The sequence below is a fragment of the Sphingomonas sp. FG14 genome (assembly GCF_057809675.1).
Genome location: NZ_JBMDKK010000018.1, coordinates 13,329 through 35,697 on the forward strand (window position 1 = coordinate 13,329; position 22,369 = coordinate 35,697).

General features: G+C 65.8%; 28 protein-coding genes. 3 read left to right on the forward strand and 25 right to left on the reverse strand.

Going from position 1 to position 22,369, the window contains the following annotated elements; genetic code table 11:
• Positions 1-15 precede the first annotated feature (15 nt).
• From mobF to ACODTA_RS25665, 3 genes are read right to left on the reverse strand one after another with little or no spacing between them, the layout of a single operon-like run.
• Positions 16-3,075 carry a MobF family relaxase gene (mobF, locus tag ACODTA_RS25655; RefSeq protein WP_066703415.1) on the reverse strand — a complete coding sequence of 1,020 codons (3,060 nt, stop codon included), beginning with the start codon at positions 3,073-3,075 and terminating at the stop codon, positions 16-18.
• Positions 3,076-3,078: 3 nt separating this feature from the next.
• Entirely contained in the window at positions 3,079-5,373 is a 2,295-nt protein-coding gene (locus ACODTA_RS25660; protein ID WP_030090598.1) for a type IV secretion system DNA-binding domain-containing protein, read from the reverse strand.
• Positions 5,363-5,653, reverse strand: coding sequence for a hypothetical protein (locus ACODTA_RS25665; protein ID WP_030090597.1), 291 nt, complete (start codon positions 5,651-5,653; stop codon positions 5,363-5,365). The genes ACODTA_RS25660 and ACODTA_RS25665 overlap by 11 nt, the downstream gene beginning before the upstream one ends.
• A gap of 658 nt (positions 5,654-6,311) precedes the next feature.
• Between ACODTA_RS25665 and ACODTA_RS25670 the strand changes: the two genes are divergently transcribed.
• Positions 6,312-6,530, forward strand: a complete 219-nt coding sequence (locus ACODTA_RS25670) for a hypothetical protein (RefSeq protein WP_030090596.1) — start codon at positions 6,312-6,314, stop codon at positions 6,528-6,530.
• A gap of 113 nt (positions 6,531-6,643) precedes the next feature.
• Here the strand turns inward: ACODTA_RS25670 and ACODTA_RS25675 are convergent, their stop codons facing one another.
• Positions 6,644-6,871 carry a hypothetical protein gene (locus ACODTA_RS25675; RefSeq protein WP_066703412.1) on the reverse strand — a complete coding sequence of 76 codons (228 nt, stop codon included), beginning with the start codon at positions 6,869-6,871 and terminating at the stop codon, positions 6,644-6,646.
• A 731-nt stretch (positions 6,872-7,602) separates the two neighbouring features.
• Between ACODTA_RS25675 and ACODTA_RS25680 the strand changes: the two genes are divergently transcribed.
• The gene (locus tag ACODTA_RS25680) at positions 7,603-7,767 is read left to right on the forward strand and encodes a hypothetical protein (RefSeq protein ID WP_157077779.1); all 165 of its coding nucleotides are present in this window, start codon (positions 7,603-7,605) and stop codon (positions 7,765-7,767) included.
• Between the two features lie 72 nt (positions 7,768-7,839).
• Here ACODTA_RS25680 and ACODTA_RS25685 read toward each other — a convergent pair whose 3' ends face one another.
• Together ACODTA_RS25685 and ACODTA_RS25690 are read right to left on the reverse strand one after the other, a co-directional pair.
• On the reverse strand, positions 7,840-8,418 hold the full coding sequence (locus tag ACODTA_RS25685) for a hypothetical protein (protein WP_030090593.1): 579 nt from the start codon (positions 8,416-8,418) through the stop codon (positions 7,840-7,842).
• Positions 8,419-8,629: 211 nt separating this feature from the next.
• Positions 8,630-9,604: a DUF2493 domain-containing protein gene (locus ACODTA_RS25690; protein ID WP_030090592.1), complete on the reverse strand. Its 975-nt coding sequence runs from the start codon at positions 9,602-9,604 to the stop codon at positions 8,630-8,632.
• Between the two features lie 512 nt (positions 9,605-10,116).
• Between ACODTA_RS25690 and ACODTA_RS25695 the strand changes: the two genes are divergently transcribed.
• Positions 10,117-10,473: a hypothetical protein gene (locus ACODTA_RS25695; protein ID WP_066703409.1), complete on the forward strand. Its 357-nt coding sequence runs from the start codon at positions 10,117-10,119 to the stop codon at positions 10,471-10,473.
• A 32-nt stretch (positions 10,474-10,505) separates the two neighbouring features.
• Here the strand turns inward: ACODTA_RS25695 and ACODTA_RS25700 are convergent, their stop codons facing one another.
• The 19 genes from ACODTA_RS25700 to ACODTA_RS25790 form a co-directional block, all read right to left on the reverse strand.
• Positions 10,506-10,826 (reverse strand): single-stranded DNA-binding protein, encoded by a 321-nt coding sequence (locus tag ACODTA_RS25700; RefSeq protein WP_062787869.1) that lies wholly within the window; start codon positions 10,824-10,826, stop codon positions 10,506-10,508.
• Positions 10,827-11,225: 399 nt separating this feature from the next.
• Positions 11,226-11,417, reverse strand: a complete 192-nt coding sequence (locus tag ACODTA_RS25705) for a hypothetical protein (RefSeq protein WP_062787870.1) — start codon at positions 11,415-11,417, stop codon at positions 11,226-11,228.
• A gap of 65 nt (positions 11,418-11,482) precedes the next feature.
• Positions 11,483-11,920 carry a hypothetical protein gene (locus ACODTA_RS25710; RefSeq protein ID WP_030090590.1) on the reverse strand — a complete coding sequence of 146 codons (438 nt, stop codon included), beginning with the start codon at positions 11,918-11,920 and terminating at the stop codon, positions 11,483-11,485.
• 3 nt (positions 11,921-11,923) lie between these two features.
• Positions 11,924-12,184, reverse strand: coding sequence for a type II toxin-antitoxin system Phd/YefM family antitoxin (locus ACODTA_RS25715; RefSeq protein WP_489070025.1), 261 nt, complete (start codon positions 12,182-12,184; stop codon positions 11,924-11,926).
• A gap of 190 nt (positions 12,185-12,374) precedes the next feature.
• Entirely contained in the window at positions 12,375-12,887 is a 513-nt protein-coding gene (locus ACODTA_RS25720; RefSeq protein WP_062787872.1) for a DUF736 domain-containing protein, read from the reverse strand.
• A gap of 163 nt (positions 12,888-13,050) precedes the next feature.
• Positions 13,051-13,371: a DUF7673 family protein gene (locus ACODTA_RS25725; protein ID WP_030090587.1), complete on the reverse strand. Its 321-nt coding sequence runs from the start codon at positions 13,369-13,371 to the stop codon at positions 13,051-13,053.
• Positions 13,372-13,444: 73 nt separating this feature from the next.
• Entirely contained in the window at positions 13,445-13,774 is a 330-nt protein-coding gene (locus tag ACODTA_RS25730; protein WP_062787874.1) for a hypothetical protein, read from the reverse strand.
• Positions 13,771-13,965, reverse strand: a complete 195-nt coding sequence (locus ACODTA_RS25735; protein WP_083216155.1) for a hypothetical protein — start codon at positions 13,963-13,965, stop codon at positions 13,771-13,773. The genes ACODTA_RS25730 and ACODTA_RS25735 overlap by 4 nt, the downstream gene beginning before the upstream one ends.
• A gap of 45 nt (positions 13,966-14,010) precedes the next feature.
• Complete coding sequence (locus tag ACODTA_RS25740) at positions 14,011-14,361, reverse strand: DUF3768 domain-containing protein (protein ID WP_030090586.1); 351 nt, start codon at positions 14,359-14,361, stop codon at positions 14,011-14,013.
• Positions 14,358-15,308, reverse strand: coding sequence for an adenine nucleotide alpha hydrolase family protein (locus ACODTA_RS25745; RefSeq protein WP_062787876.1), 951 nt, complete (start codon positions 15,306-15,308; stop codon positions 14,358-14,360). The genes ACODTA_RS25740 and ACODTA_RS25745 overlap by 4 nt, the downstream gene beginning before the upstream one ends.
• A gap of 56 nt (positions 15,309-15,364) precedes the next feature.
• Positions 15,365-16,201: a Mom family adenine methylcarbamoylation protein gene (locus ACODTA_RS25750; protein ID WP_030090573.1), complete on the reverse strand. Its 837-nt coding sequence runs from the start codon at positions 16,199-16,201 to the stop codon at positions 15,365-15,367.
• Positions 16,202-16,219: 18 nt separating this feature from the next.
• Positions 16,220-17,503, reverse strand: coding sequence for a hypothetical protein (locus ACODTA_RS25755; RefSeq protein ID WP_066703984.1), 1,284 nt, complete (start codon positions 17,501-17,503; stop codon positions 16,220-16,222).
• A 20-nt stretch (positions 17,504-17,523) separates the two neighbouring features.
• Positions 17,524-18,168: a hypothetical protein gene (locus ACODTA_RS25760; protein ID WP_030090571.1), complete on the reverse strand. Its 645-nt coding sequence runs from the start codon at positions 18,166-18,168 to the stop codon at positions 17,524-17,526.
• Positions 18,169-18,261: 93 nt separating this feature from the next.
• The gene (locus ACODTA_RS25765; protein ID WP_030090570.1) at positions 18,262-19,020 is read right to left on the reverse strand and encodes a PRTRC system ThiF family protein; all 759 of its coding nucleotides are present in this window, start codon (positions 19,018-19,020) and stop codon (positions 18,262-18,264) included.
• The gene (locus tag ACODTA_RS25770) at positions 19,017-19,670 is read right to left on the reverse strand and encodes a PRTRC system protein A (protein WP_030090569.1); all 654 of its coding nucleotides are present in this window, start codon (positions 19,668-19,670) and stop codon (positions 19,017-19,019) included. Before ACODTA_RS25770 ends, ACODTA_RS25765 begins: the two co-directional genes overlap by 4 nt.
• Positions 19,667-20,497: a PRTRC system protein B gene (locus ACODTA_RS25775; RefSeq protein ID WP_030090568.1), complete on the reverse strand. Its 831-nt coding sequence runs from the start codon at positions 20,495-20,497 to the stop codon at positions 19,667-19,669. Before ACODTA_RS25775 ends, ACODTA_RS25770 begins: the two co-directional genes overlap by 4 nt.
• 10 nt (positions 20,498-20,507) lie before the next feature.
• On the reverse strand, positions 20,508-21,503 hold the full coding sequence (locus ACODTA_RS25780; protein WP_228227686.1) for a hypothetical protein: 996 nt from the start codon (positions 21,501-21,503) through the stop codon (positions 20,508-20,510).
• A 167-nt stretch (positions 21,504-21,670) separates the two neighbouring features.
• Positions 21,671-21,877: a PRTRC system protein C gene (locus ACODTA_RS25785; protein ID WP_030090566.1), complete on the reverse strand. Its 207-nt coding sequence runs from the start codon at positions 21,875-21,877 to the stop codon at positions 21,671-21,673.
• A gap of 45 nt (positions 21,878-21,922) precedes the next feature.
• Complete coding sequence (locus ACODTA_RS25790) at positions 21,923-22,354, reverse strand: PRTRC system protein E (protein ID WP_030090565.1); 432 nt, start codon at positions 22,352-22,354, stop codon at positions 21,923-21,925.
• Positions 22,355-22,369: the final 15 nt, after the last annotated feature.

Here is a 22,369-nt window from a genome sequence, read left to right on the forward strand (position 1 = left end):
GCCGACCGTTCGTCATCAAAGAGCAAGGCCCAGGCTGCGCTCGGGCAGCGGCGGCAGCAGGTCTGCCTTTTCGGGCTTGAGATCCGGGGGCGCCTTGAGGCCGTCGCCCTTGATCGGTGCTGCGGGCTCAAGCGGCCCGTCCGGAAGGGGGGGAAGATCGGCGAGGATGTCCGGCTGATCCGCGAGGTTGATCCCGTCGATCGGGCCGGGATCGAACTTCACCGGCTTGGCGCCGCCCTTCTTGCCGTCGATATCGAGGCGGCCGACCGTCTCTAGGGCCGAGGTCTTGTTGCCGGCATTGTGGTCGAGCTGGCGTTCGAGCTTTTCCTTATCGTCCACGATCATGGTGAGTTCGTCGCGCACCCGCGTCACGCCCACATTGAACAGGCGCTGGTTCGACAGGTTGCGCTCATGGCTGTCCATGACCGTGATCGCCTTGTCGGTGGTGATGCCCTGCGCCATGTGCATGTTGAGCGCGTAGGCGAGGTCCAAACGCGAGAGCATCGGATCGCCCGGCGCCAATGTCAGGGTCTGATTGCCCGCCGTCTCGACGGTGATGCCCGAGGCATCGGCCGAGATGATCCGGGCGAGCGCCGCGTTGTGCAGGTCGCGCGGCTTGTCGTTCGCGGTCCAGCGGATGCGATCCCCCTCGCGGACATGCAGATCCTTCTTCTCGGTGAGTTCGAGCCGGTCCCGCTTTTCGGTGGGCGAGAGGCGCTGCGGGTCGAAGCGAATCTTGCGGCGCCCATCGACCAGTTCGACCTTGCCCGAGGGCAGCACCCTGGAGACGTCATAGCGTCCCTGCGCGAGCCCGACGTCCTGCGCGCCGCCGCGGCCGACATCGAGGGTGAGGCCGGGCCGATAGCTGGCGGCGTAGCGAAGCTCCTCGCGGGTCAGGTTCACGCGGTCATAGACGATGAGATGGATGCCCTCGCCCCGCACGGTGCCCTCGGCGGCAAGGCCGTCCTGGATGCGCTGGTTGATGATGGCGCGGGACTCCCGGCCAGACGCAAACACCTGGGTCGCGGCACGGTCGTCCGCCCCCAGCGCGAGCCACCTGTCGGCGGCCTCTTCGGGCGGGTTCGCGCTTTCGTGGACGTTATCGCCCAGCACCTTCATCGCCTCGCCCGCCTTACCGACATTGGCGAGCGCGGCGACGGTGCGCAGCGTGTCGGTCCGCTGACGGATATTCTCGTCCATTCGGGCCATCGTGCCGCCGGCGGCCTGGATCATCGCGAAGGACTTGCCGGCGTCGATCGAGGAGAGCTGCTGGCGATCGCCAACCAGCACGAGCTTGTCGATGCCGAGCGCCTCGACGATGCTGTGAAGCTTCAGCATGTCGGCGCTGGAGACCATCGAGGTCTCGTCCACGACCAGCATCGCGCCGCCGAGCCGCTCGCGCGCCTCCTCGTAGCGCGGCGTATCGCGCTCGGTCAGGTAGCGCTCGTTGGCGAGCACGAACGAGGCGATCGTCTGGCTCTTGATCCCGGCCCCTTCGGCGAGGTCGGCGACCATCTTGTTCTGGAAGGCCAGGCCCAGCACATCCTTGCCTTCGCCTTCCGCGATCCGGGCAACCGCCTGCAGCATGGTCGACTTCCCGGCGCCGGCGACGCCCTGGACAGTCACGGTCCGATCTTCGGAGGAGAGGATCAGGGTCGCGGCTGCGAGCTGCCCCGCATTGAGCGGGCGATCGGCGACCTCCTGCAGGCGGGCGGGCCCATCCTGCGCGGGGAGTATCGGCACCGCCTTGCCCACGCCCGCATCGACCGCCTTGAGAACGGCTTCCTCGGTGCGCAGCGCCTCCTGGGTGGTCACCATCCGGACGCCCTTGTCGCCGGCGCGGGCGACACCGGGGATTAGCTGGCGGTTGTCGTAGAGCTGCTCGATCCGGTGCTCGACCGTCTCGATGGTGACGCCCTTCAGGCCGAGGTCCAGCGCGGTCTTGGAGAGCTTGTTGACGTCGAACGCCGCCTCGCGTTCGGCGAGGATGCGGACGGCCGAGGCTACCGCCAATTGCGTCCGGGCGACGGCCGGCGATTTGGTGGCGCGGGCAAGGCCGCTGTCGATCAGCGGATCGGGCGAGCGAAGGAAGCCGCCGATGAGATCGCGCGCGCCGGCGATCGCGTCGGTGACCGCCCGGAAGCCCCGCTCCAGCTTGTTGTCGGCGGCGCCCTGCCCTGCCCGGGCCAGCGCCGAGGCGAGCAGTCCTTTGCCGTCGAACCCGAGCTCCGCCGCCTTGTCGATCCATCCTTTGAGGAGCCCGTCGCGGTCCTCGACATTGAGCTTGGGATCGCGGGTGGTGGTGGTCACGCCGTCGCGCCCCTTGGCCGAGACGATGCCGAGCTCGGCCGCCTTCTCGAGGATCGCCTCGCGCCGTTGGCTGAAGGCATCGATGATCGCCTTGGGCACGCCCATGATCTCGAACGTGCCGTGCTTGCCCTTGAGCTCGACCTGGTAGCCGAGCTTCTCCAGCCCGGCGCGCAGGTAGGCGTGGTAGATCGCCCCGACGACCGCGTTATTCGACCAGATCTTGTCGGCGTGCAGCGCCTGCCATTTGCCGTCGGGCATCTGGGTCAGATTGGCGATGACGGAGTGGACATGGGCCTGCGGATCGAGCGCGCGACTGGTGTCGTGCTGGAACAGCGCATAGACGAGCTTGCCGGTCGGCACCGGCACCTTGCGACCCTCGACGTCCTTGCGCCCTTCGGCGAGATTCTTCTCGACCCAGGCCATGGTTTTCTGGACCGCGACCATGTTGGCGGCGAGCACCCGCTTGTCGCCGGCGACATAGGCCATGACCGACACGGACTTGGGCGCGGAGAAGGTGAGGTCGACACCGTTGCGCCGGTTTTCGACCTGGGCGACGCCCTCTCCGCTCGGCAGGACGCCGCTCAGAATCTGCTCGAAGCTTTCGCGGCTGACTTCGCCTTCAAGCGCGAGGGCTTCGGCCCCTGCCCCGCCCCAGGCACTGACCTCGGAGGAGCCATCGGCCGTGTAGTAATTGTCCTTGAAGTCGTCCTTCGCGAAATAGTTCGCGGCGCCTGATGCGGAACGGACGGCGGCGACCGAGAGCATGGATCAGATCCCCATGTCGAGATCGTCCTGGTCACGGCCCGCGGCGAAGCCCTGACGCAGTTCGATGAGGGTCTGATCCTCGACTTGCGGCGCCTGCGGTGACGGTCCGCGCCGGTCGTCGGCGGGCCGCTGGCCGGTCTCCTGCTGGGCGTCCCTGCCGCGCGCGCCGTCCTCCTTGCCGCCGCCCGCTCCCTTCGCCTGCGGGGGCACCGGCCGGTCATCGCTACGCGGGGCGGTACGATGGGTTTCGGCGGCCTGGTCCTCGCTCGGCGACTGCAGGATCCGCGCCGCCATTTCCTTCGCAAGATTGGTTGGCTCGACCACCTCATCCACGATCTGGACGGCGCCGTCCCTGCCGCCGGCCTCACCGCCCTCCTCGTCGAAAATCTCCTCCCCGCGCTTGGACCGGACGGGCTGCATCACGGGACGCTTCAGGAAGCCCGGCGCCACGATGGGGTAGTTCTTCCATTCGAGAAGGATGCGCGCGGCCGGGAAACCGTCGGGGAATTTCACGAACCCGTGCATCGAGGGCAGGTTGGTGATGTCGTCGGGGATCACGAGGGGCTCGACCTGCTTGCGCGGAGTCAGGGTCGAGGCGTCGCGATTGTTGTTGTAGCCGTAGCTATAGGCCTCATCCATCTGCCGCACTTCGCGGTTGCCGATGTACTGCGAGCACTCCTCGGCGGTCTTGAACTCGCTGGTCGCGAGGATGAGCTTGGAGCGGGCGAGCGAGGCGAGATTTCGCGCGCCTTCCTCGCCATAGACCTCGACGAGCTTCTGGAAGCTGTGGAGCCCCAGGATCATTGCGCCGCCGAAGTTCCGCGCGGTCTGCAGGCCCTTCTCGATCGCAGGCAGGCGGTGCAGCGCGCCGACCTCATCGAACATGAACCAGGTCCGCAAGCTGCGCGTGCGCGGCAGCGTCATGAGGCTGGTGATGGCGATGTTCATCCAGAGCGTCAGCAGCGGCCGGTTCATCTCCAGATCGTCGTAGTCGGAGGTGACGAACAGGATCGATCCGGGCGCGCGCTCGGTGGTCATCCAGTGCCGGATCGAGAACGGCTCTCCTTCGTCGGGCAGGAAACGCAGGACCTGCGCATTGGTGTTGAAGACGGCGCGGATCGATTCCGCCATGCGGGCCGCTTCCGGGGCGGTCAGCGGGTCGGCGATGGTGTTCGCGAGGAAGCGATGCACCCGCTTCAAATCGGCGGTCATCAGGTTCTCGGCGAGCGCCAGGTTGGTGGTCTGGCCGCGCTCCTGAAGCCGGACGCACATCTCGATGAACAGGGTGCGGGCCGCGAGCGCCCAGAAGGGCTCGGACGAGCCGCCATCGGAGGGAATGAGCGCCGCGGCGGCCGACGTGAAATGGCTGTAGGTCGAGCAGTCGTTGAAGATCGACCAGGCCGGGCAGCGCTGGTCCATCGGGTTCAGGATCGTGTCGCGCATGGGATCGTAGAAGGCTTCGACATAGGCGCCGGTGAGATCGAAGATCACGGCGCTGTCCTGGCGCTGGCGCATCTGGCTGACCAGACTCCTGAGCTCGGTGGTCTTGCCCGCGCCGGTGGTGCCGATCAGCATGGAATGGGACTGCTCGAGGCGGTGCGGATAGGGGATGCCGGCGAGCGTATAGGGATGGTGGATGCCGCCCGCCTTCCGTGTCGCGAACGGCAATTTGAGCACGGCGGCGGACGAGCGGCCGGGGAAGAACTCGCGCGCGTCCTCCGCGAATTTTTCCGCATTGTGCTGCGCGATTTCGGAGACCAGCACGGCGCGATCGACCAGCATGGCGCCGCGCTCATGGCGTTCCTGAAGGATCGAACGCCCACGCCTGCGCGAGATGTCGACGAACCAGATGGTGAGTGGCGCGACCACGAAAACCGAGACGAGGATCGAGCCGATCAGCGCCCGGATGGTGGTCTCCCAGGCCTGCTGCACGGCCGGGATATAGGGCACCACGGGCATGACCGTTTTGTAGATCTCGCCATTGGGCAGGGTGACGTTGACGCGCTTGTTGGGATTGAGGTCGACCCAGTTCCAGAGCGCCGAATAGATCTTCATGCAGACGAGCTGGAATCCGTGCTCGTCGAGGCGGATCGAGAGGATGACGAACCAGGCCGCGAGGAAGGCGAAGAACCAGACCATGATGGGCAGCCGCGCGCCCGAAAACCACATCAGCATCTCGTGGGTGAGAAGCTGTGAGCCGCGGGTGAAATTGCCCGAGTTTCGCTGCACGCGGCCGCGCGCAGAGTGGTGGGTCAGCGGGATGTTTTTCCCGTTCGAGCGGATGTCCTCACGCGCCATGATATTGCACCAGGCGCTTGTCGGTTTCGGCAACGAGGCGGTCGCGAAGCTCAGGATATTGCTCGCGCAGAATGACGTCGAGCACGAGCTGCTGGAACTCGCTGATCCGGGCCAGGCGGCGCTGGCTCGCGGTCAGCACGTCGGAGGATGAAAGGAAGACATTGAGGGCCGACCGGATGACGTCGGCGACGCTCAATTTCTGTTCGGCGGCGATCACGCTGAGGCGGTCCCATTGGGCGCGCTCCAGGCGGACGTTGTAATGCCGGTAACTGGTAGCCAAGACCAACCTCCTAGCAGGGAGGCTGGTGGGGACTGAAGAATGGCTCTATTTATAGCCGAGCGACCCGGTTCCGGCAAGTTGATCGTCATGGACCAGCAGGCCGTAGTCTCACAGACTACGCGCGAATGGCTGATTTCCGCCGTTTTTGCCCGCCCACCAGCTCGTACTACAACGTAGTCTCCTTTCCTTCCGCGCTAACCCGTTGTGAAACAACGGAACTCATGCACCTTCAGGTGCGTAGGGTGTGCTAATCCCAAGAGCCCGATCCCCTGTCCCTGGGCCTGTTACGATGTCGTCGGAGAGGAGCCGGTTGCCGGGACCGGCGAGGTACGCGCCGCCGTGAGGCGGAACGCGCGAGGCCGGTGTCACCGATCCGATCAGGGCGCGAAAAGCCCCGATGCGCAGCATCAACGTCGGCCAAAGGGCCGCGTTGGAAAGGCGAGGATCGTGACCCGAAGGGCGGAGACAAGGCGCATGCCTTGGCTCCGTGAGGTTGGGCTCTCGTTGCCTGAAGGGCATCGGGAGCCCTAGCGAATAGAGCCGTCGTCGGGCGCAGGCCCGATGCGCCCAGCCCCATGAATCTTCTTCTTCCTGCCCTCACCAACCAGCGCTATGTTCAGCCAGTTCATAGCCCGATTAGCCTTCACAAGAGGCACCTATGGCAAAGACACTGGAACAGGAGAGACAGGCTCTCGAAGAGGATCAGCGCCGGCTGGAAGAGCGGCGCAGGAAGCTCGAAGAGAAAGAGCGCGAGCAGGCGATCGCGACGATCGAGAAATCCGGACTGCTGAAGCTTGAACCTAAGCGGCTCGCCGATCTGACGGCCCGCATCAAGACACTGGGTTTCGAGGAAGTCGAAAAGCGGCTCAAGGCCTGAATCATCCCCCGCCGCGGCAACGCCGCGGCACGGTCATGGGGGGCTCGATGCCCCCCGTGACCGTTCCTCTCCCAGCAAAAAAAGGGGAGAGGCCGCAGCCCCTCCCCTATCGTTCAGAATTCGTCGATGATGCCGCCCGGCGCGGTGTAGACGATCCGGTCGATCATCGCCTGTCCGAGCGCGCCGTAGTCGCCCTCGTCAATGGCGAGGAACCCCAGCTCATCGTGCTCGACCACATGCTGGTCGAAGTAGCTGTGCATCGCGCGGCGCTCGGCATTGGCGACGGCGGCGAAGTAGGCGGCGTGCTGATCGGCGGCGGCGATGTTCGTGATCGTCTGCATGTTCGTCTCCTGTCGTCTTGAATGACAGGGGAATGGCGTCGGGCGGGCGGGACCGTGTCAGGCCTCGCCGGCTTGCCGGCGACCGCAAAGCGGCGGTGGGGGTCACGATTTTCTTCGGCGGCCACCGTCGTTCGAGATTGATGCGCAGCGCCCGATCCGCCGAAGAAAATGGTGGGGCCCCGCCGGGCTTGAGACGGTCTCGTCCGCCCGACAGAATGGGAAGACTGTGAGAGATTTTTCCTCTCGGGGAAGCGCCTCCGGCAAGGCGTAGCGGCGCGCGGACCGACGGGTCCGTGCGGCACGCGAGCGAGCCGGTGTCGTCACGATGAAACGCCGCCCCATCATGGCTTTTGCGAATTATGAGAACGGCGTGCACGGACCCTTCACCGATCTCGGCCAGCGGGCGGAGCGGATGGACAATCCACTGATCCGGGAGGGTGCTGGACAGGGCCGAAACGACTTCGCCTTGGTGTCACAGGAGGTCTGTGTTAGGCGCCGGATTGCGCTGCGAAGGCTGCGGCGCCGGGACTGGTAATCCCGTCGAGAAAGGCAGCTCGGTGTGATCTCACGCCGGGGTGCCTGCGCACATGTCCAGGTGCCTTGGCACTAAAAGCGTAGGCGCATGTCTCGACGTGTTACCAGCCCCGGCTCCCGCGCACGGCGCGGGAGCTCTCCGGGGAGGAGCGACGGCCCGGAAGCTCGCGAGGATGGACCGCGCTCGAGGTAGCGATATGGACCTCTCGGAGACGGACCCGACGGTAACACGGGCGCTTGCGCTGGCATTGATGCGGCAGGCCAAAGAGTATCTGGCGGCGACAAACGATGTCGATGCCGCCGACCAATTGCAGCGCGCGATCGATACCCTGCTGACACCGCGAACGCCGGTCGCGGCATAGGCTCGCAGCGGCATTGCGGGGCGCGCCGCGCGCGGCGACGCGCCCCTTCGCGACGTCTGGTCCGGGCGGAGGCTATGCCCATTCCAGACGGGAACTGTCGTCAAGATCTCCGGTCGCGATCAGGCGGTCGAGCCGGGACAGGTATGGGGCTGCACCCTGCGCTTCGACGCTGCGCCGGATCGCGGGATCAGCGAGGCGGGCACGGACATTGTCGACCGGGATTTCGCCGACGCTCTCCGGTCGCAGTCCAAGCCCTTCGAGCAGCGCGAACGCATTCTGATAGGCCAGATCGAGTTCGAGGCCGAGATCGGAGGTCAGCCCGACCGACAGGGTGATCGGGCCAGTGTCGCCCTCGCGATAGACGCTGACCCGGCGGCCGCGAAACTGGGCCTCATCCAGCACCGTGATGACATCGGTCTGATAGTCGAAGATGCGTGCGATGCTGGCGAGCGCCAGCGGGCAGACACGCGCCTCGAACCGATAGGAGAGATAGTCGTCCTCCGCGAAATCCGGATCCAGCAGGGTCATGTCGAGACGCTCGCCTTGGCCGCGCAGAAATTCCCGGAAGGCGGCGAGCTGGCGGGCGTTGATGACGGCGGTCTGGCGTTCCTGATGGTCGGCCGATGTGGTGATGCGAAACACAATGGACATCTCGTCCTCCCTTGCTGAACGCAGCACCCGTCCCTTCTCCCCTCTGGCCGCCTGGCGGGGCGAAGTCGGTGCGAATGGTGGCCATTGCGCGAGCGCGCCAGCGCTCAGTCCCCCGCGGCGCGAAGGGGCTCGATGCCCCTGAGCGCCGCATGTCCACGCAGAAAAAGATGGAGAGGCCCCGGCCGAAGCCGGAGCCCCTCCAAGCGAGCACTCACGCGCTGCGCTGGGTGCGCTGGTGCGCGAGGCGGACGATGTGCAGCGGCACCCCCGCCTGCCGCAGCTTCTGGGCGAGGTTCTGCTGGATGCCCGAGCCTTCGCAGATGACGGCTTCCACCGGCTTGAGACCGAGAATGCGGTCATTGCGGACGAAGGCGGCGCGGTTGCCCTGACTGCGATCGAGGCGGAACTGGATGACCTTGACGCCGCGCGATGCCGCCCATGCGTGCGCCACGGCATCGCAGCCCTTCGCTTGCGCGGTGGTCGCGAGGATCATCTCCGGGATGCGTGCCTTGATGCTGTCGAGACCGTTCCAGAGCAGGTCCACGTCCTCCCACACCTGACCACCGGAGAACGCCACGACCGGGCCTTCGGGGGCGAACTGCTCGCGGCGCTCCCGGGCTTTCGAGGCAAGATAGTCGCGGGCCTCGATCATCGATGCGGTAAGCGCGCTGGAAACCCGGCTTCCCCGCACCGGCGAGAAGGGCTTGCCGGTTTCGACCCGATAGACCTCGGCGGCATGGTCGCGCATGCATTCCATCGCCTCGCGGCAACCCTGGAGGGTCTGGCAGAGGAGCTGGGTGTCTTCGAGTTCGGTCGCGTAGATCTCGGACGGATCATAGCTGCGTGCGAGATCGCCGAGCTTCTTGGCGGCGTCATCCTCGCGGCCCTCGATACGCTTCGCCACGACATGGAAGCTGTTGGCGAAACCCCACGCCAGATCGGCCGCAAACGGCTCCATGCGGGTGTCGCGCAGCACGTCGAACATGGTCTGCATCATCATCTCGGTGGCGGCCCGCACCTGCTCGGGATCGGGCATGTCAAGTGCTTCGGGCGCTTCGACGATGCTGAGCTTGGCCATCTCGCTATGTTCGATGAACGCGCCCTCGTAGGTCTGGGTCAGTCCGTCATTTTCACGCGACGCGGCGACGAAGCTGGCAAGGTCGGCGAAATTGTTGAAAGAAGTCATAAAAGCCTCCGAACAAGTCGATCTCTCATCCGGGATTGGATGAAAGATGAAATCTCATCGGATGGGCCGACGGGGCTTTGTCAGGGACGCGGGGACAAGTCCCCGCGCCGCCTCGGCGGGGCGTGGGGGAACCGATTTTCTTGGGGCCAGAGCGCAGCGACGGTCCCGGGAAAATTGGGGGGACCGCGCATCCTTGAGAAAGCCCCCCAAGGCACATCACACTACGGCGATGAAGCTTGTCTGATACCGAGATGTTAGAGAGAGAATTGGATTTGCCCCGGCCGCGCGGCGGCCGGGTTAACAGCAAATCGCTCCATACTGTCCCAGGAGAAACCCCCTCCCCATCACCCCCGCAAGGTGATCGTAACCCGGCAGGGCGGAGACGCGGCAAGGCCGTGGCTCCGGGAGCCGCAGGCGAGTAGAGCGCCGGTCCCGGCCTGAGCCTGTCGAAGGGCCGGGATGCGCCAAATGATCGAGCACCGACGCCGCAGGCAATGTTGAAGGAATGAAGAGTGAAGGCCCAGATTCAGGCGAACTATGAGGAGCGTCTATCGCGATATGCTGCACTGTTGCATGGCAATGAGCCACCGGGGCTGGTGGCGAAACTCGCCGTCTATCAGCAGCTCCTGCGGCAACGTGATATTCATGGCGACCGCCTGTGGCAGATCGAGCCGATCCTCTATCCGCTGGCGGAGCAGGACGTGATCGCGCTGGTGAACAGCGTGATCAAGGTCGTCACCGATCAGGAGTGGAAGCTCCGGGATGGGGCGAGCTTCCATGTCGGCGAGTTCTACGCGATCGGCGTCGAGAACATGGTCCACAACCTCGAGACGGGGCGACGCGCGAACTTCCCGGGCCAGTTGAGCTGAAGGGCGGCGCCCGCAGGCGCCGCTCTACCGGGTCAGAAGAAGTCGATCTTGTCGGCGATGATCTCGCAGCCGTACCGGGTGACTCCGTCGCGATCCTCCCAACTCGAATAGTGCAGCCGGCCGGTGATGGCGACGACATCGCCCTTCTTGCGCGAGGCGCCGGCCTTGCCGAGGCCGTTGAAGCAGGTGACCTTGTGGAACTCTGTCTCTTTGGCGGTGTAGCCGGTGGCGTCGTCGACATAGGTCTTGCCGTCCCTGAGCTTCACGCGATCGGTCGCGACAATGAGGGTGGTGACGGCGCCGCGGGTCTCGGGGTCCTTGGCGACGCGGCCGGCGAGATTGACGTTGTTCATGGTAGTGCTCCTCGTTGGGTCCAGCGGCCTTCCCGCCGGTGACACCGAAGAGCGGCGTGCGGAGAGGGTCCGCACCGTAGCGTCAGCGGAGGGGAACCCCTGGAGGGAGTTGGCGCGGGCAGCCGCGAAGCGGCAACACGGGCGACCGGATGGGGTTGCGGGACGTCTTCGTCTCGCCGCAGGTGTCAGGAACAGGCGAAGGAAGGCTGCTGGCCGCGGCGGGGCTCTACCCGATGGACGATCGCGCGGCGCGCTGCTCTTGACCCCGGCGCCGGCGGCGGAGCGCCCTCAGGAGTTCGTGCTCAGCAATCGGTCACGGGCAAGCCCGTTCGGCGAGGCCCGCTAGACGCAGCGATCGGGATTGAGGGCAGAGCCTCGTATTGCTCGGCCTCGGCGGCCTCAGGCGCGAAATGGCAGACGGAGTTTCGCGCGGCGGGACCTTTCGCGCGCGGTATCATGCTCATCAGCCCATCGGTCGGCGGCGATCTCTTCGTCCGTAGGTCGCGCGCCCGCGAGATCGGCCCGCTGCTTGTCGCTCAAGGTCTCGGCCGTGCTCACCGCCCGATTGCCGTGCCGCTGGTTCGTTCCCATGTGTTCTCACTCCGAAGTCGCGATGATCCGCGCCGCGTGGCAAATGCGGGCGCGGCCGATACTGGTCAGGAGGTACGCTTGACCTGCGTGACCTTGCCGGCGTCGTAGGCGGCGAGCCAGCGGGTGCGGATGGTTTCGTAGAAGGCGGTTGGAAGCTGACCGTATGCAACCTCGCCCAATGGATCTCCGGGCACCGTCCGAAGATCGGGCCCGGGCCATTGAAAATAGTTGAGCTCCGTGAGGACGACCCACGAGCGATCATCATCGAGCCCGAGACGAACCTTCGTCGCGTGCGGAATTTCAACGGCAAGGCTCGTGTCGGACGGCGGCGTATGGGTCACTGGCAGGATGGTGACCATCTTGGCGCCTGCCTTATTTGTCGTCGCGAGCAGCACGGCGCAGGGACGGTCTTTGCTGCCTTCTTCGTGACCTGCCTTTGCTTCATGGCTCCAGAGATACGAGTAGCGAATTACTAGGCCGGGAACTGGATCGGGAATTTGCACTCGTCAGGACTCGACCTCGTGATCGAAGGCAGCGGCTTCTGCCGGCGCTCGCGCCGCTCGAACCCCCTCCACGATTTCCTCCGGCACGTCAGTCAACGTGAAGACCTCGCGATCGCGCCGCTTGAGCCGCTGATATTCGGCGGCCGACATCAACACGAGGCTATCGTGGCCATGATGCGTGATGGTAAGGGGCGCAACCAGCGCCTGGCGGCTGATGCGGCCGAAGGCCTTTGACGCCTCAACGGTACTGACAGTCTGGGGCATGGTGATTCTCCTGTCCGGAAAGTACGGAGTTTCCGGATAAATTTCAAGTCCTCTCTGTCGCGCGCGCGAGGACGATAGCTGAGGACACGGTCACAGGGAAACGAAGGCAGGGCCCGCTTGCCGTGAGGCAAACGAGCCCTGCGGGGTTGCCGCGCGCCGGAGGGACGCGCGCGGCAGGGAGAGAGGATCGTCAGTCGGCCATCTCGGGCGTGCGGCGACGGCGGCCATTGCCCTGCGCGGGCTCGCCGCCGAACGCGCCCTCGGCCGAGGATTCACCCAGGCCATCCGTACCGGCGAGGCCGTTCGGCTTGGCCGGCTCGTCCGCACCGGGCAGCGGCGGCAGGCTGTCGTCGGCCGGGGCGGTGTCGGTCGGCGCATCGCGGCGGCGGTTGGGACGCGACCAGACGATGTTGTACGAGCCGTCGTCCTGACGGAACGCCGAGATGTAGAGCGGCTTGTCGAGGCTGGGATCCTCGATCTTGCCGTTGAGGAACATTTCGCCGGTCGCATTGGACGCCAGCTCGAACAGTGAGCCGACCTGGACCCACTGGCGTGCCGCCGAGAGCGCGAGGATCTCGAACTTGGGCGCACGCGGATTGGCGGAATGGACGGTGCGAAGGGCGATGACGATCGCGACCGTGAGCGTCGAGATTTTGCCGGTGTAGGTGCCGCTGGCGTTCTGGGTGATGGTGCCGATGTTCATGGGAAGTCTCCTGAGAAAGTGCGCTCGAACCCCTTGTCCGAACACCTTCTCTCACCCGCTCCTCTCCTCGGCCGTTCGGCCGAGTAAGGCGCGCCAGCGCCGCTCCGACGCGCCACTTCGGCGCCGTCGGGTACTTCAGGGCCTCGCAATCACGCGATGCGTGTCAAGTCTGGGGAGCGCTTGCCGATGGCCGCCACAGGGCAATGACATCCTGCATCTCTTCGGCGAAACCGAGACCGTCGATATAGACGGCGCCGCGGTCGTTCTGGCCGAGAAAGCCGATCACGCTCGTGATGTCGTTTGCCACGTCGATGTCGAGGCCGAACATGTCGGCGATCTCGAAATGACCAAGCTCCGGGCCATTCCACCAGGCCATCAGAAAGTTCGCGACGCGGCGCGCCTGCCCGGTGTCGCCCATGGCGAGCGGGATAAGCCGTGTCAGCGCCGCACGGGCGGAATCATAATCTGTCGGTACGGACGTCATCGGTTTTCTCCGCGCGCAGAGGGTATCGAGGCGACACCCGGGCGCAAGCGTTTCTGCCTCGAACGGCCCGATCCTAATGAATCGAGCCGAACAGCCGCCGCTTGACCTCGGCCTGGTGCCGGCCATCCTTCTCGCCGATCGTCGCGGTCATGTCGGCGAGGAGCTGTTCGGCAAGCCTCGGCGGGATTTCCGCATAGGGCGTGATAACGGCGATCGCGGCCTCGGGCGTGGGAAGCTCGCCCGGTTCCGTGCCCCGCCAGATCAGCGCTTCCCCTTCATCGGGCTCATCATCGGTGCGAAAGCACACCTGAGCATAATAGGTCTGGAGCGGTCGGTCCCAGCCTACCGCCGCGCAGATGACGTCGGGATGGCCGGCCTTGGGCGGGAGAATGTGCCTGCTCATGCGTGTGTCCTCCGCATTCTGTGCGCGACGTGCCGCGCGGCGCCTTCGGCGCTGTTGATGGCCTGACCTGCTGCCGATGCCGCGCGGCGCGCGCCCGCCCTGCGCAGCAGGTTACGGGCTTCGCGCAGGCGTTCAACGGCAATCGCAATGGCTTGTCCGTCCTCGGACGTCGCGGGTGTGATGCGGCGCAAGATTACCTCCATTTTGGTTGGAAATTGGCGAGGCGACTGATCGGCTCAATCGTCGCAGGGGAGCATGATCGTCAGGACACGGACGGTCACCGCGGCGTCGGCAGGATCTTCCGAGCCCCATTCGAGCGAGGGATCGTAATAATCGATGCGAAAGCAGACGATGTGACCCTCGAGCTCGAACTGCCCGTAGTTGCGTTCCGGGCCGTCATCAGGCTTGAATTCGTAGCGCCGGACGGCCGCGAGTACCGCGGCCTGGGCGACGGCTTCGCTGACGATGCGGTCGCCGCCTGCCAATGTGGCGAGACAGGTCGCCGTCATCACGATCCGCGCGTTTCGATCGAGGCCGAGCCGCACGCGGTCATTGAGCTCGGCGATCCGGGATATGGTGCTGGTCATGCTGCCTCCATCAAGCCGGCGTTGAAACTCGCGATCCATTCTTCCATCGTCGGCCGCTCGGCGATCGGCACGATGCTGGCGGCGTCCTGGAAACGGATGAGATCGGTCGGCGCATCGCGACGGATCGCGTCGATCTCGGCCTCGGGGAGCAGCCGCTCGGCGCGGATGAAATCGGTGATCCTGCCGGGCCGGGTCCTGGTCGATCGGCGCCACAATCCCTCGACGGTGCGCAGGCGCGGTTCGGCGCGGGCCTCAATCAGGACAATCAAGCGAAGGCACCACGCCGGCAGGGCGCGTACTTCATCGGGCCGGATGGCGCCGCAGAAGAAGCAGCTCGACTTGGGCGGCACCGGGAGACCGGCGGCCTCGATCCGGGCGATGCAGCGATCGCGCGTCCAGTTCCATTCGCGCAGCGGATAGCGGCACTGGAACAGCGGATCGTCCAGCCCGGCAGCATGGGCATGACGCCGGGAATCGGAGGGCGACGTGTCGTAGCCGATCAGCCGCTCGACCTTCTGCCCATTCGCCCATGCGGCGCGAGCCGGTGCCCATTGCTTCAGGAAAGCGTCTTGCGGCGCCACCTTCCATTTGAGGCTGCAACTATGCCGTCCCAGGCTGATGCTCGGCAAAGTCGCATTGGTCAGGACATTGGCGAGGATCGAATAATAGGGCGGCCAGTGCTTGAAGCGCCTGGGCACGTAGCGGACGATCTCATAGGGAATCCCGCGCGCGTGCATCCACGCGGCGATCATCCGCTGATATTCGTAGGTCTCGGGCTTCTCCGCGCCCGGATCGGCGCTCAGCACCAGGTCTGGCGCCTCGCCGCGCGCCTCGAGTTCGATCAGCAGCGCCGTGGAATCGACACCGATCCCATAGGCCAGGACCACGGGCGGCGGGGCGGCGACCAGAATGGTATCGACCGCTCGTCTGTTGCTTGGGATGTGCATGGAGTTCTCGGCCTCGATCGCGGCCCATCGCCGCAACCCTCAAGATCCCCCTCCCCTCATTCTCGGCCGGCTGTGCGGTTCTCGGCCTCGATGCGAAGATCGAACTGAAAGGTGGGGTGCGCCAACGGCAGGGCCTTTGGATAGGGAAGTCGCGGCAGTGCGCGGCCGTGCCGGCGGGCTTCGCGGGTGAGCTCGAAGCAATAGGCGTAGAGACCCGGCTGCTGATGGCGCACGAGATGGCGTTCGCGTTGCAGCCGCCAAAGCCATGTCGCAGGCATCTCCCCGAACTCCGGCCTGGGCAGGCCAAGCGAAACGAGCTGATCGATGGCGCCGGCATGGCCTCGCTCGCCAAGGCGGATCTTCGAGAGCGTGCGCCCCGCGATCGTTGTGTCGCCGGCGCGCAGGACGGTTCGCGGCCTCGTAATGGCGCGGTGCGCCGCCGAGAGCGCGCAATAGACGCGGCCTATATGTCCGGCGCTTGGGTCGCTGTACGAAACCACGGCCTCGATTCCGGGCTTCTCGCGGCGCAGATGGCGAAAGGCCCGCGCGACGAAGAAGCTCTCCCCGTTCTGGGGCACGGCGTCTGTCAGGATCAGGCGGGCGAGCACGCAGCCGCGTAGCGGATCGGCAAAGCCGGTGTGCCGCGTGATTACGGCTCCGGTGGCCGGAACGGCGAAGACGGCGACGCCTTCCAGGACTGCCCCGGCGCCATAGAGCCCGACCGCGAGCTGCGCCGCAGGATAGGTCGGCAGATAATGATGGCGGGCAATGAAAGCGCGCGCGGCATCGTGTCCGATGATCTCGACGGAATAGGATTTGGGATCGATGACCGTGAGATCGCGGGCCCAGAGCGCCCGGCGCTCGCGCCAGCGCTGGCTGCGGCTCGTTTCCATGTTTTGGATCCTCGAATGTTAGCGGGCGGCAAATCTCGTCGCCCCGCCGAACAGGCGGAGCGCGCGTGCCATCTCGTCGCGCAACCGGGCCTTGCTGCCGACGATGAGCGTCGGCGCGAGGGGTTTCCCGCCGGGGTCGATGAAGCCGTGCGCGAGGGTGCCGTCCTGTTCGATCGAGACGAGATGCCCCTTGCCGGGCGCCGGCCCCTGATAGCGCGCCGTCAGCTCGCCTAGCTTCGCAGTCAGGCCCTTGGTCGCCTTGGACCAACGGATGTGGCCAGCGCCGACATTGCTCCCGGCCTCGCGGCCTCGATCCATCCAGAGTTTCGCGTGCGCCTTGACCTGCAGCGGCGTGTTGCGCGTGCGTTCGCGATTCCGACAGGTTGGCAATGCGGCCGAATGGGTATCGAGAACCCGCAGATATTCGCCGTGCAGCGCGACAAGGATATCCTCGATGTCGATGCCGGCGAGGAGCGCGCGAAGCCGGTCCTCCTGCTCGGGACTGGCAATGAGCTCGTCGGCCCGCTCCGCCGTCAGTTCCTCGGCCTCGGGCTGCGCGGTCACACCGGATATGAAGCCCTTGGTGGCGGTGAGAATGATGGCGTGACCGCCGCAGCGGCCGCCTGTCTTACGATAGCGCTCCAAAATATCGCCTCGGCCGAGCGCCGCCGCCGGATGATCGCCCAGGATGATAACCCGCCGCGACCATGGTGTCGGTCGGGGCCGGTCGCTGGGTTTCGGCCAGTCCGAGGGTAGCGATCGCACCGCACCCCGCGACTGCATCGAGATGGGCGCTCGTTCGGCAGCGCGATTGGCCCGGCGCGCCGCGTCGAAGAGATCGTCAACGTCGCCGCCGCCGTCGGCGAACCCGCAGTCATAGGCCGGGCGTTCTGCGGCCTTGGACGGCGAACAATGGTTCCAACCTACATGGGCCGCGTACCAGCCATCGGCATAGCGGATCGCGAGATTCCAGTCATAACCATAACGATCGCGTCCACGCAGGATCGCCGCATCGCGGTCATCACCGCGTCCTGAGACGGCGCGCTCCTCGGTGAAGCTGAAATTGCGCGCCTGGCGCTCGGCCTCGCTATGCGCGGCAATCGCGTCGTTGACGGGCTTCATCGCCTGGACGCGCGCGCGGGTGTGCGCCATGCGATCTTCAGGTGAAGCCGTCGGCGCCAGGTCCGGAAAGTCGCGCCAGGCTTTCGCGATCGCTTCGGCATGTTCCGGTGCGCGGCCCCGGGCCAGCCAGGTGGCAGTCGAACAGGGGTCGAACTGCGGGATTTTTTCGACATGGATCATGTGGTCGGCCTCGGTCGAGATCAGGCGAAGAGGCGCATCGGCTGTTCGACCGGCGGCGTGAGACGAAGGTCGCGCCGCAGACGGTCGGCGAAACGGTCGGGCGCCATGAGATCATTGACCGATGCCCAGTGATTGCGCGCGCCGCAGTGATCATCGCGGCCACGAACCCGGCGATAGAGGACTTCCCGGCCCGGGCCCGAACAGCCAAGCGAGAGCTGCACCCATGCTTCCTCGCCATGGAGCGTGATTTCGCCGGAAACCGCAGGGCCGCCCTTGCTGGAGCGGATGTCATAGGTTCCGTCGCATAGGCCCAGCGCGTCGGCGAGGCGCCGCATTGCGGTGCGGCCCTCCGAATGGAAGAGCCGCTTGGCGGCCTCGTCATGGCTCACGCCCCGATAGGCGAGGTTGCGCAGGACCGGCGTTCGGCGGATTTCGGCGATCTGGTCCATGCAGGTGCGCCGAAGCTCGAGATTGGACGGACGATCTTCGCACACTGCGCTGAGGTGGCGAACGAGCAGGATCACGGCGGGATCGGTTTCGGCGTCTTTGCCGGCGTTGCGGCAATCCTTGATCGCGGCTCCGATCGCGTGGAGGGTGGTGCCGACGGTGATCAGCGCGCTGGGGTCGAGCGCCTGCTGGTGGCGCATGGCGACGTCGTAAGTCATGGGATGGCCCTCCGGTCTTGAGCGAAAATCCGCTCAAACGGCCCTCTCCCCCTCCCCTTTCTCCCGTGGCCGGCCTCGGGCTCGACCGAAGATTCAAGCAGCGATCGGTAGCGGGATCGGCACGGCCTGCCCGGTGGCGATATTGATGAACGCGCCCGCGTGGCCGATCGATCCGCGGCCAACGAGATCGAAGAGAAGGGCCAGCGCGTGGCTCGCCACCACCCGGTTCACGAAAAGCGACTGGCGCTCGAGGGCTTCGGCCATCGAGCACGACGGCGCGTCGTCGTCAGGCAGGCTCTCGTTCGCGACCTCGGGGAAATATTCGAGGACTGTCGGGAGGATCTGGTGCCCGGCCTCGGGCTCAGCGTTCGGGCAACCGATGATATATTGCCCGTCGCCAGCGCGGTTGCCGAGATCCAGCCAATAGGCCGGCGCATTCCTGGCCGAGGCGATGGCCGCACCGACGCTCCGGCGCGCCGATGCGGTATCGACACAAGTGATGACGATGTCGGTGCCGTCGAGCTTCGCGGCCTCGGGTGCCCGGCCATGCACCGCCGTCCAGGCCAGACCGTGGGCGAGATTGATCCGCTCGGTTAACGTCCGGGCCTTCGAGTTGCCGATGTCGCACCTGAAGAAGGGCTGCCGGCCAAGATTGGCCTCGCTGACGATATCGTCGTCGACGACGGTTACATCGAGCGAACGCGACGAAATCGCCCGCAGCGCCGTATCCAGCGAGGCGAGCCCCATCAGCATCTGCGCGCCGTTGCCGCCGCATCCCACAAGCACGATTTTGATCGCGCGGTTGCCGAGCGCCGCAGGCAGATAGTGGCGAAGGGGCGTCTCAGAGGTCATGATCGTCTCCTGAAAAAAGGGCTTCGCGGCAGCGGGAGGAACATCCCTCCGGCGCACAGTCGCGAGGCAAATGCGGGGCCGTCCGTATGACCCAGACGTCCGACAACCAGGGCGATCTTGGTCGCGTGCGCGTCGTCCGCGTCGTCGGTTGCGCTGAAGAAGGCCGCGCCGTGCCCATGGCTGTGAATGTCGCAGATGAGGTGATGGTGCGGCGGCAGCGCAGGCGGACGATAAGTGAGGTGTGACGGCGTCGCGCGGTCGATCTGGGGGAAGTCGACCCAGAATCGCCGATTAGCCTCATCCCAGAGGATGAAGGCGGCGGCCTCGTTGGGCAGCGCGGCGCGAAAGTGCTCGAGGACTTGCCGCAGCAGCTCCGCCGGTATCAAGCCGCAACGCAGGTCCGCGCGGCGAACTCCAATGCTCCCGTAGGGCAGGTAGGCCGGGATCGGCGGTGTCACGGGCAGATCCAGAGCCAGCCAGGCCCGGCGCAAGATCAGGCAGACACCATCGCGGCCGATTGCGAGGCAGCTGCCTGCTCGGGCTTCGCGAACGGCCTCGATCGCGGGTGATCGCCCATCCGGCGGCACGGGATAGCAAGGCGCCTCCGCCAGTACCGCGGCGGCGGTCGGGTCTTCGGCGAGGGCAGTCATCGGCCGGACCTTCCGTAGATGAGGTCGCCGAGCGTCACTGGGTCGGCCTTGGCGGCGCCTCGCGGGGCGGTCTGGCGACGATCTCCGAGGAACGGCCTCAAGCGTTTGACCGGGAAGCGGGTCGCGCGGGTCGCTGCGAGGGTGTCCCAGAGACGCACGAGACCGCCCTTCCCCGTGATCGTCAGCTCCTGACCCGGATTCGGATGGGTCGACCAGGAGTCGAAAAGCGCGCGCTCGAACTCGGGAATGGCGGACACATCCAGCGATGTCGGCTTCGGAATGTTACCCCAGCAGAGGGAACCGTTGAGGAAGACGTTGAGGATCGGCGAATGAAGCAAGGCGGTTTCGGCCGCGGGCCGCTCGTTCCGCTCAAGCGCAAAGACTCCAAGCCGGCGCCGTGTGGCGACAAGGACGTGTGCCGGATAGGCAACCGGGACGATCGCGCGGCCGCCAAGCGCACGCAGTCCAGCCAGTTTCGCCGAGAGGTCGAAATAGGCCGTCCTCACCTGTGCGGGCACCCACCAGACCAGCAGGTCGGGATGGGCGACAAGCACCGTTTCGGGGAGAATTTGCGGCGGGGCGACGCGGCCGAGCGCCTGCGACCAATGCCGCAGATGCGCCCGGGTCAAAGGCGTTCCAGCGGCGATGGTCGGCGCGCCGATAGCGTCGTGCTCGATCTGATGGATGCTGGCGAATGCCTCGGCATCTTCGCCAGGGGTAAGATGCGAGCCGAGGCCGCGAGCCCCGTCGCTTCTGTAGAGCAGGATGGCGTTGGTCAGCATCATGCCGCCTGCGGTTCGCTCGAACTGCACGCAATGGTCAGTCATGTCGGCCTCGTTATTCGGGAGGATAGAGTTCGATGAGATGTTTGGCGGCCCGCAGCAGCCGCGCGCCGGCGGCGAGTGACGCATGCCAGACATCGATCGCGGTGGAGTGCGTCATTGGGCAAAGGCCCGTCACGTCCATGAAACCATATTCCATGCCGTGACGCCCGACGTCGTCGACCTCGACCGCGAACTGTTCGACGGGAACGAGTGTCAGCGGCGGAAGCGGCGAACATTCCTCGATACCGGGGACATATTCGTAGAGAACATCCATCTCGAGGCGCCAGGCGTGATGTTCGTCAGGCAAATTGGTGAGCGCCGCGTGGGCATCCCGCAATTCGCGCAGAGCCCGACGAAGGGCAGTCGGTAACTTCGACGTGGGCGCTGCCCTCGCGGCGAGCATCCATTCTGGCCGCCTGGCGTTCATTTCGGACGGCATGGTCTGGGCCGCGATCTCGCTGTCGTCAGCCCCATGGAGCGCAACGAGGGCCTCGCGCGCAGCGGCGTCCTCGGTCTCGCCGTCCCAATAGTACATCGAGATGTTGTCGAAGAGGTCATCGTAGCAGAAGATCGGGAGAGCACTTCCGAGCGTGCGCTCGAGCACCCGATACGCAGCCGCGCGCCACGGGATCGGCCGCTTGCTGTCCTCGATCCATCCGAGATCGAGCTGCCCGACACTGTCGCAGACGATCGCGACCGCCGGCGCCCCGCAGGATTCGCCGTTGAGCACGACGACGCGCAGGTCCGCGATCGTGCAGCTCCGCAAGCTTTCGAGGACCTCGGTCTGGAAGACCCGTTCGATATGTCGGCGCGCCTCAGGGCGCGTGCGGTGCACTGTCTCCTGCTCTTTCGAGGCGACCCAACTGCCGACGAGCTTATGGTGGGCCGCCAAAGGTCGATCGAACATCACCGGAATATCAGGGGAGATATGGACGGTCCGTCCTGCCAGATCAGCCGAGCGGAGGAAGGGAGAGTCCTGTGGGTGGCGGGATAGGATCGGCAGGACCATCCTCGCGCGTGCCCGCGTCGAGGATGATCTTCGCATGGAGGGCCTGGGCTTGTTTGCTGCAAGCAGGCCGGGAGAGTTCGGAAGTGTTGCCATGGTCGTTCTCGATCCAATGGAGCAGCGTGCAGCGCGGTGCGGCGGGGATGGCCGCCATTTGAACGCGCGCCATGTCAGCCCTTGGTGCCGACAGCTCGGCGATATTCGGTGACGTGGACACCGCCAGTAACCCCGGCATCGACCAGGTCGGCATTGAGGATCGCCGGGTAGAGGGTGGCGTGGTAGGCGCGCAGCCCCTGCGGGTCATTGGCAAGGTGCGGCGGCTGCGGGAGGTCGATACCGTCATAGCGGTAGACGCGGGCAAGATGGTCGATCTGCATCGGAATGTCCTTGTTGGAATTGCAAAGGGTGTCGGTTGCTTCCGATCACCAGAGGCTGGCGGGCTCCTCCGATTTTGCATCGGCCGGCAGGGCGCCCGCCGCTGGCGCGGCCGGCGTGCTCGCTGCGACTACCGGCTTGGCGGGTGCCGATGCCGCCTTTGCCTTCGCCGCCTCCGCAGACGCCGCGCGCGCGGCCTCGGCCGCGTCCCGCTGGGTCGCGATCTGATCGGCAAGCGCCATGCGTGTGGCAATCAGCCCACCGAGCGCCCCCTCGGCGCCCTTCGCAAGCTCTGCATCGATCTCGGCGGCCGTCGCTGTGATCGAGATCGGACGCAGCTCGCCGGCCTCGGCCTTGTGCGTTTTGCCTTCGGCGACGCGGGGAATGATGATGAGGGTAACGACACCGTCATCGCCGGCGACAAGATCGAAGGCGAGCGAATAGCTGCCCAGCATGGGCAGAAGATTGGTGATCAGCATTGTGGGATTCCTTGA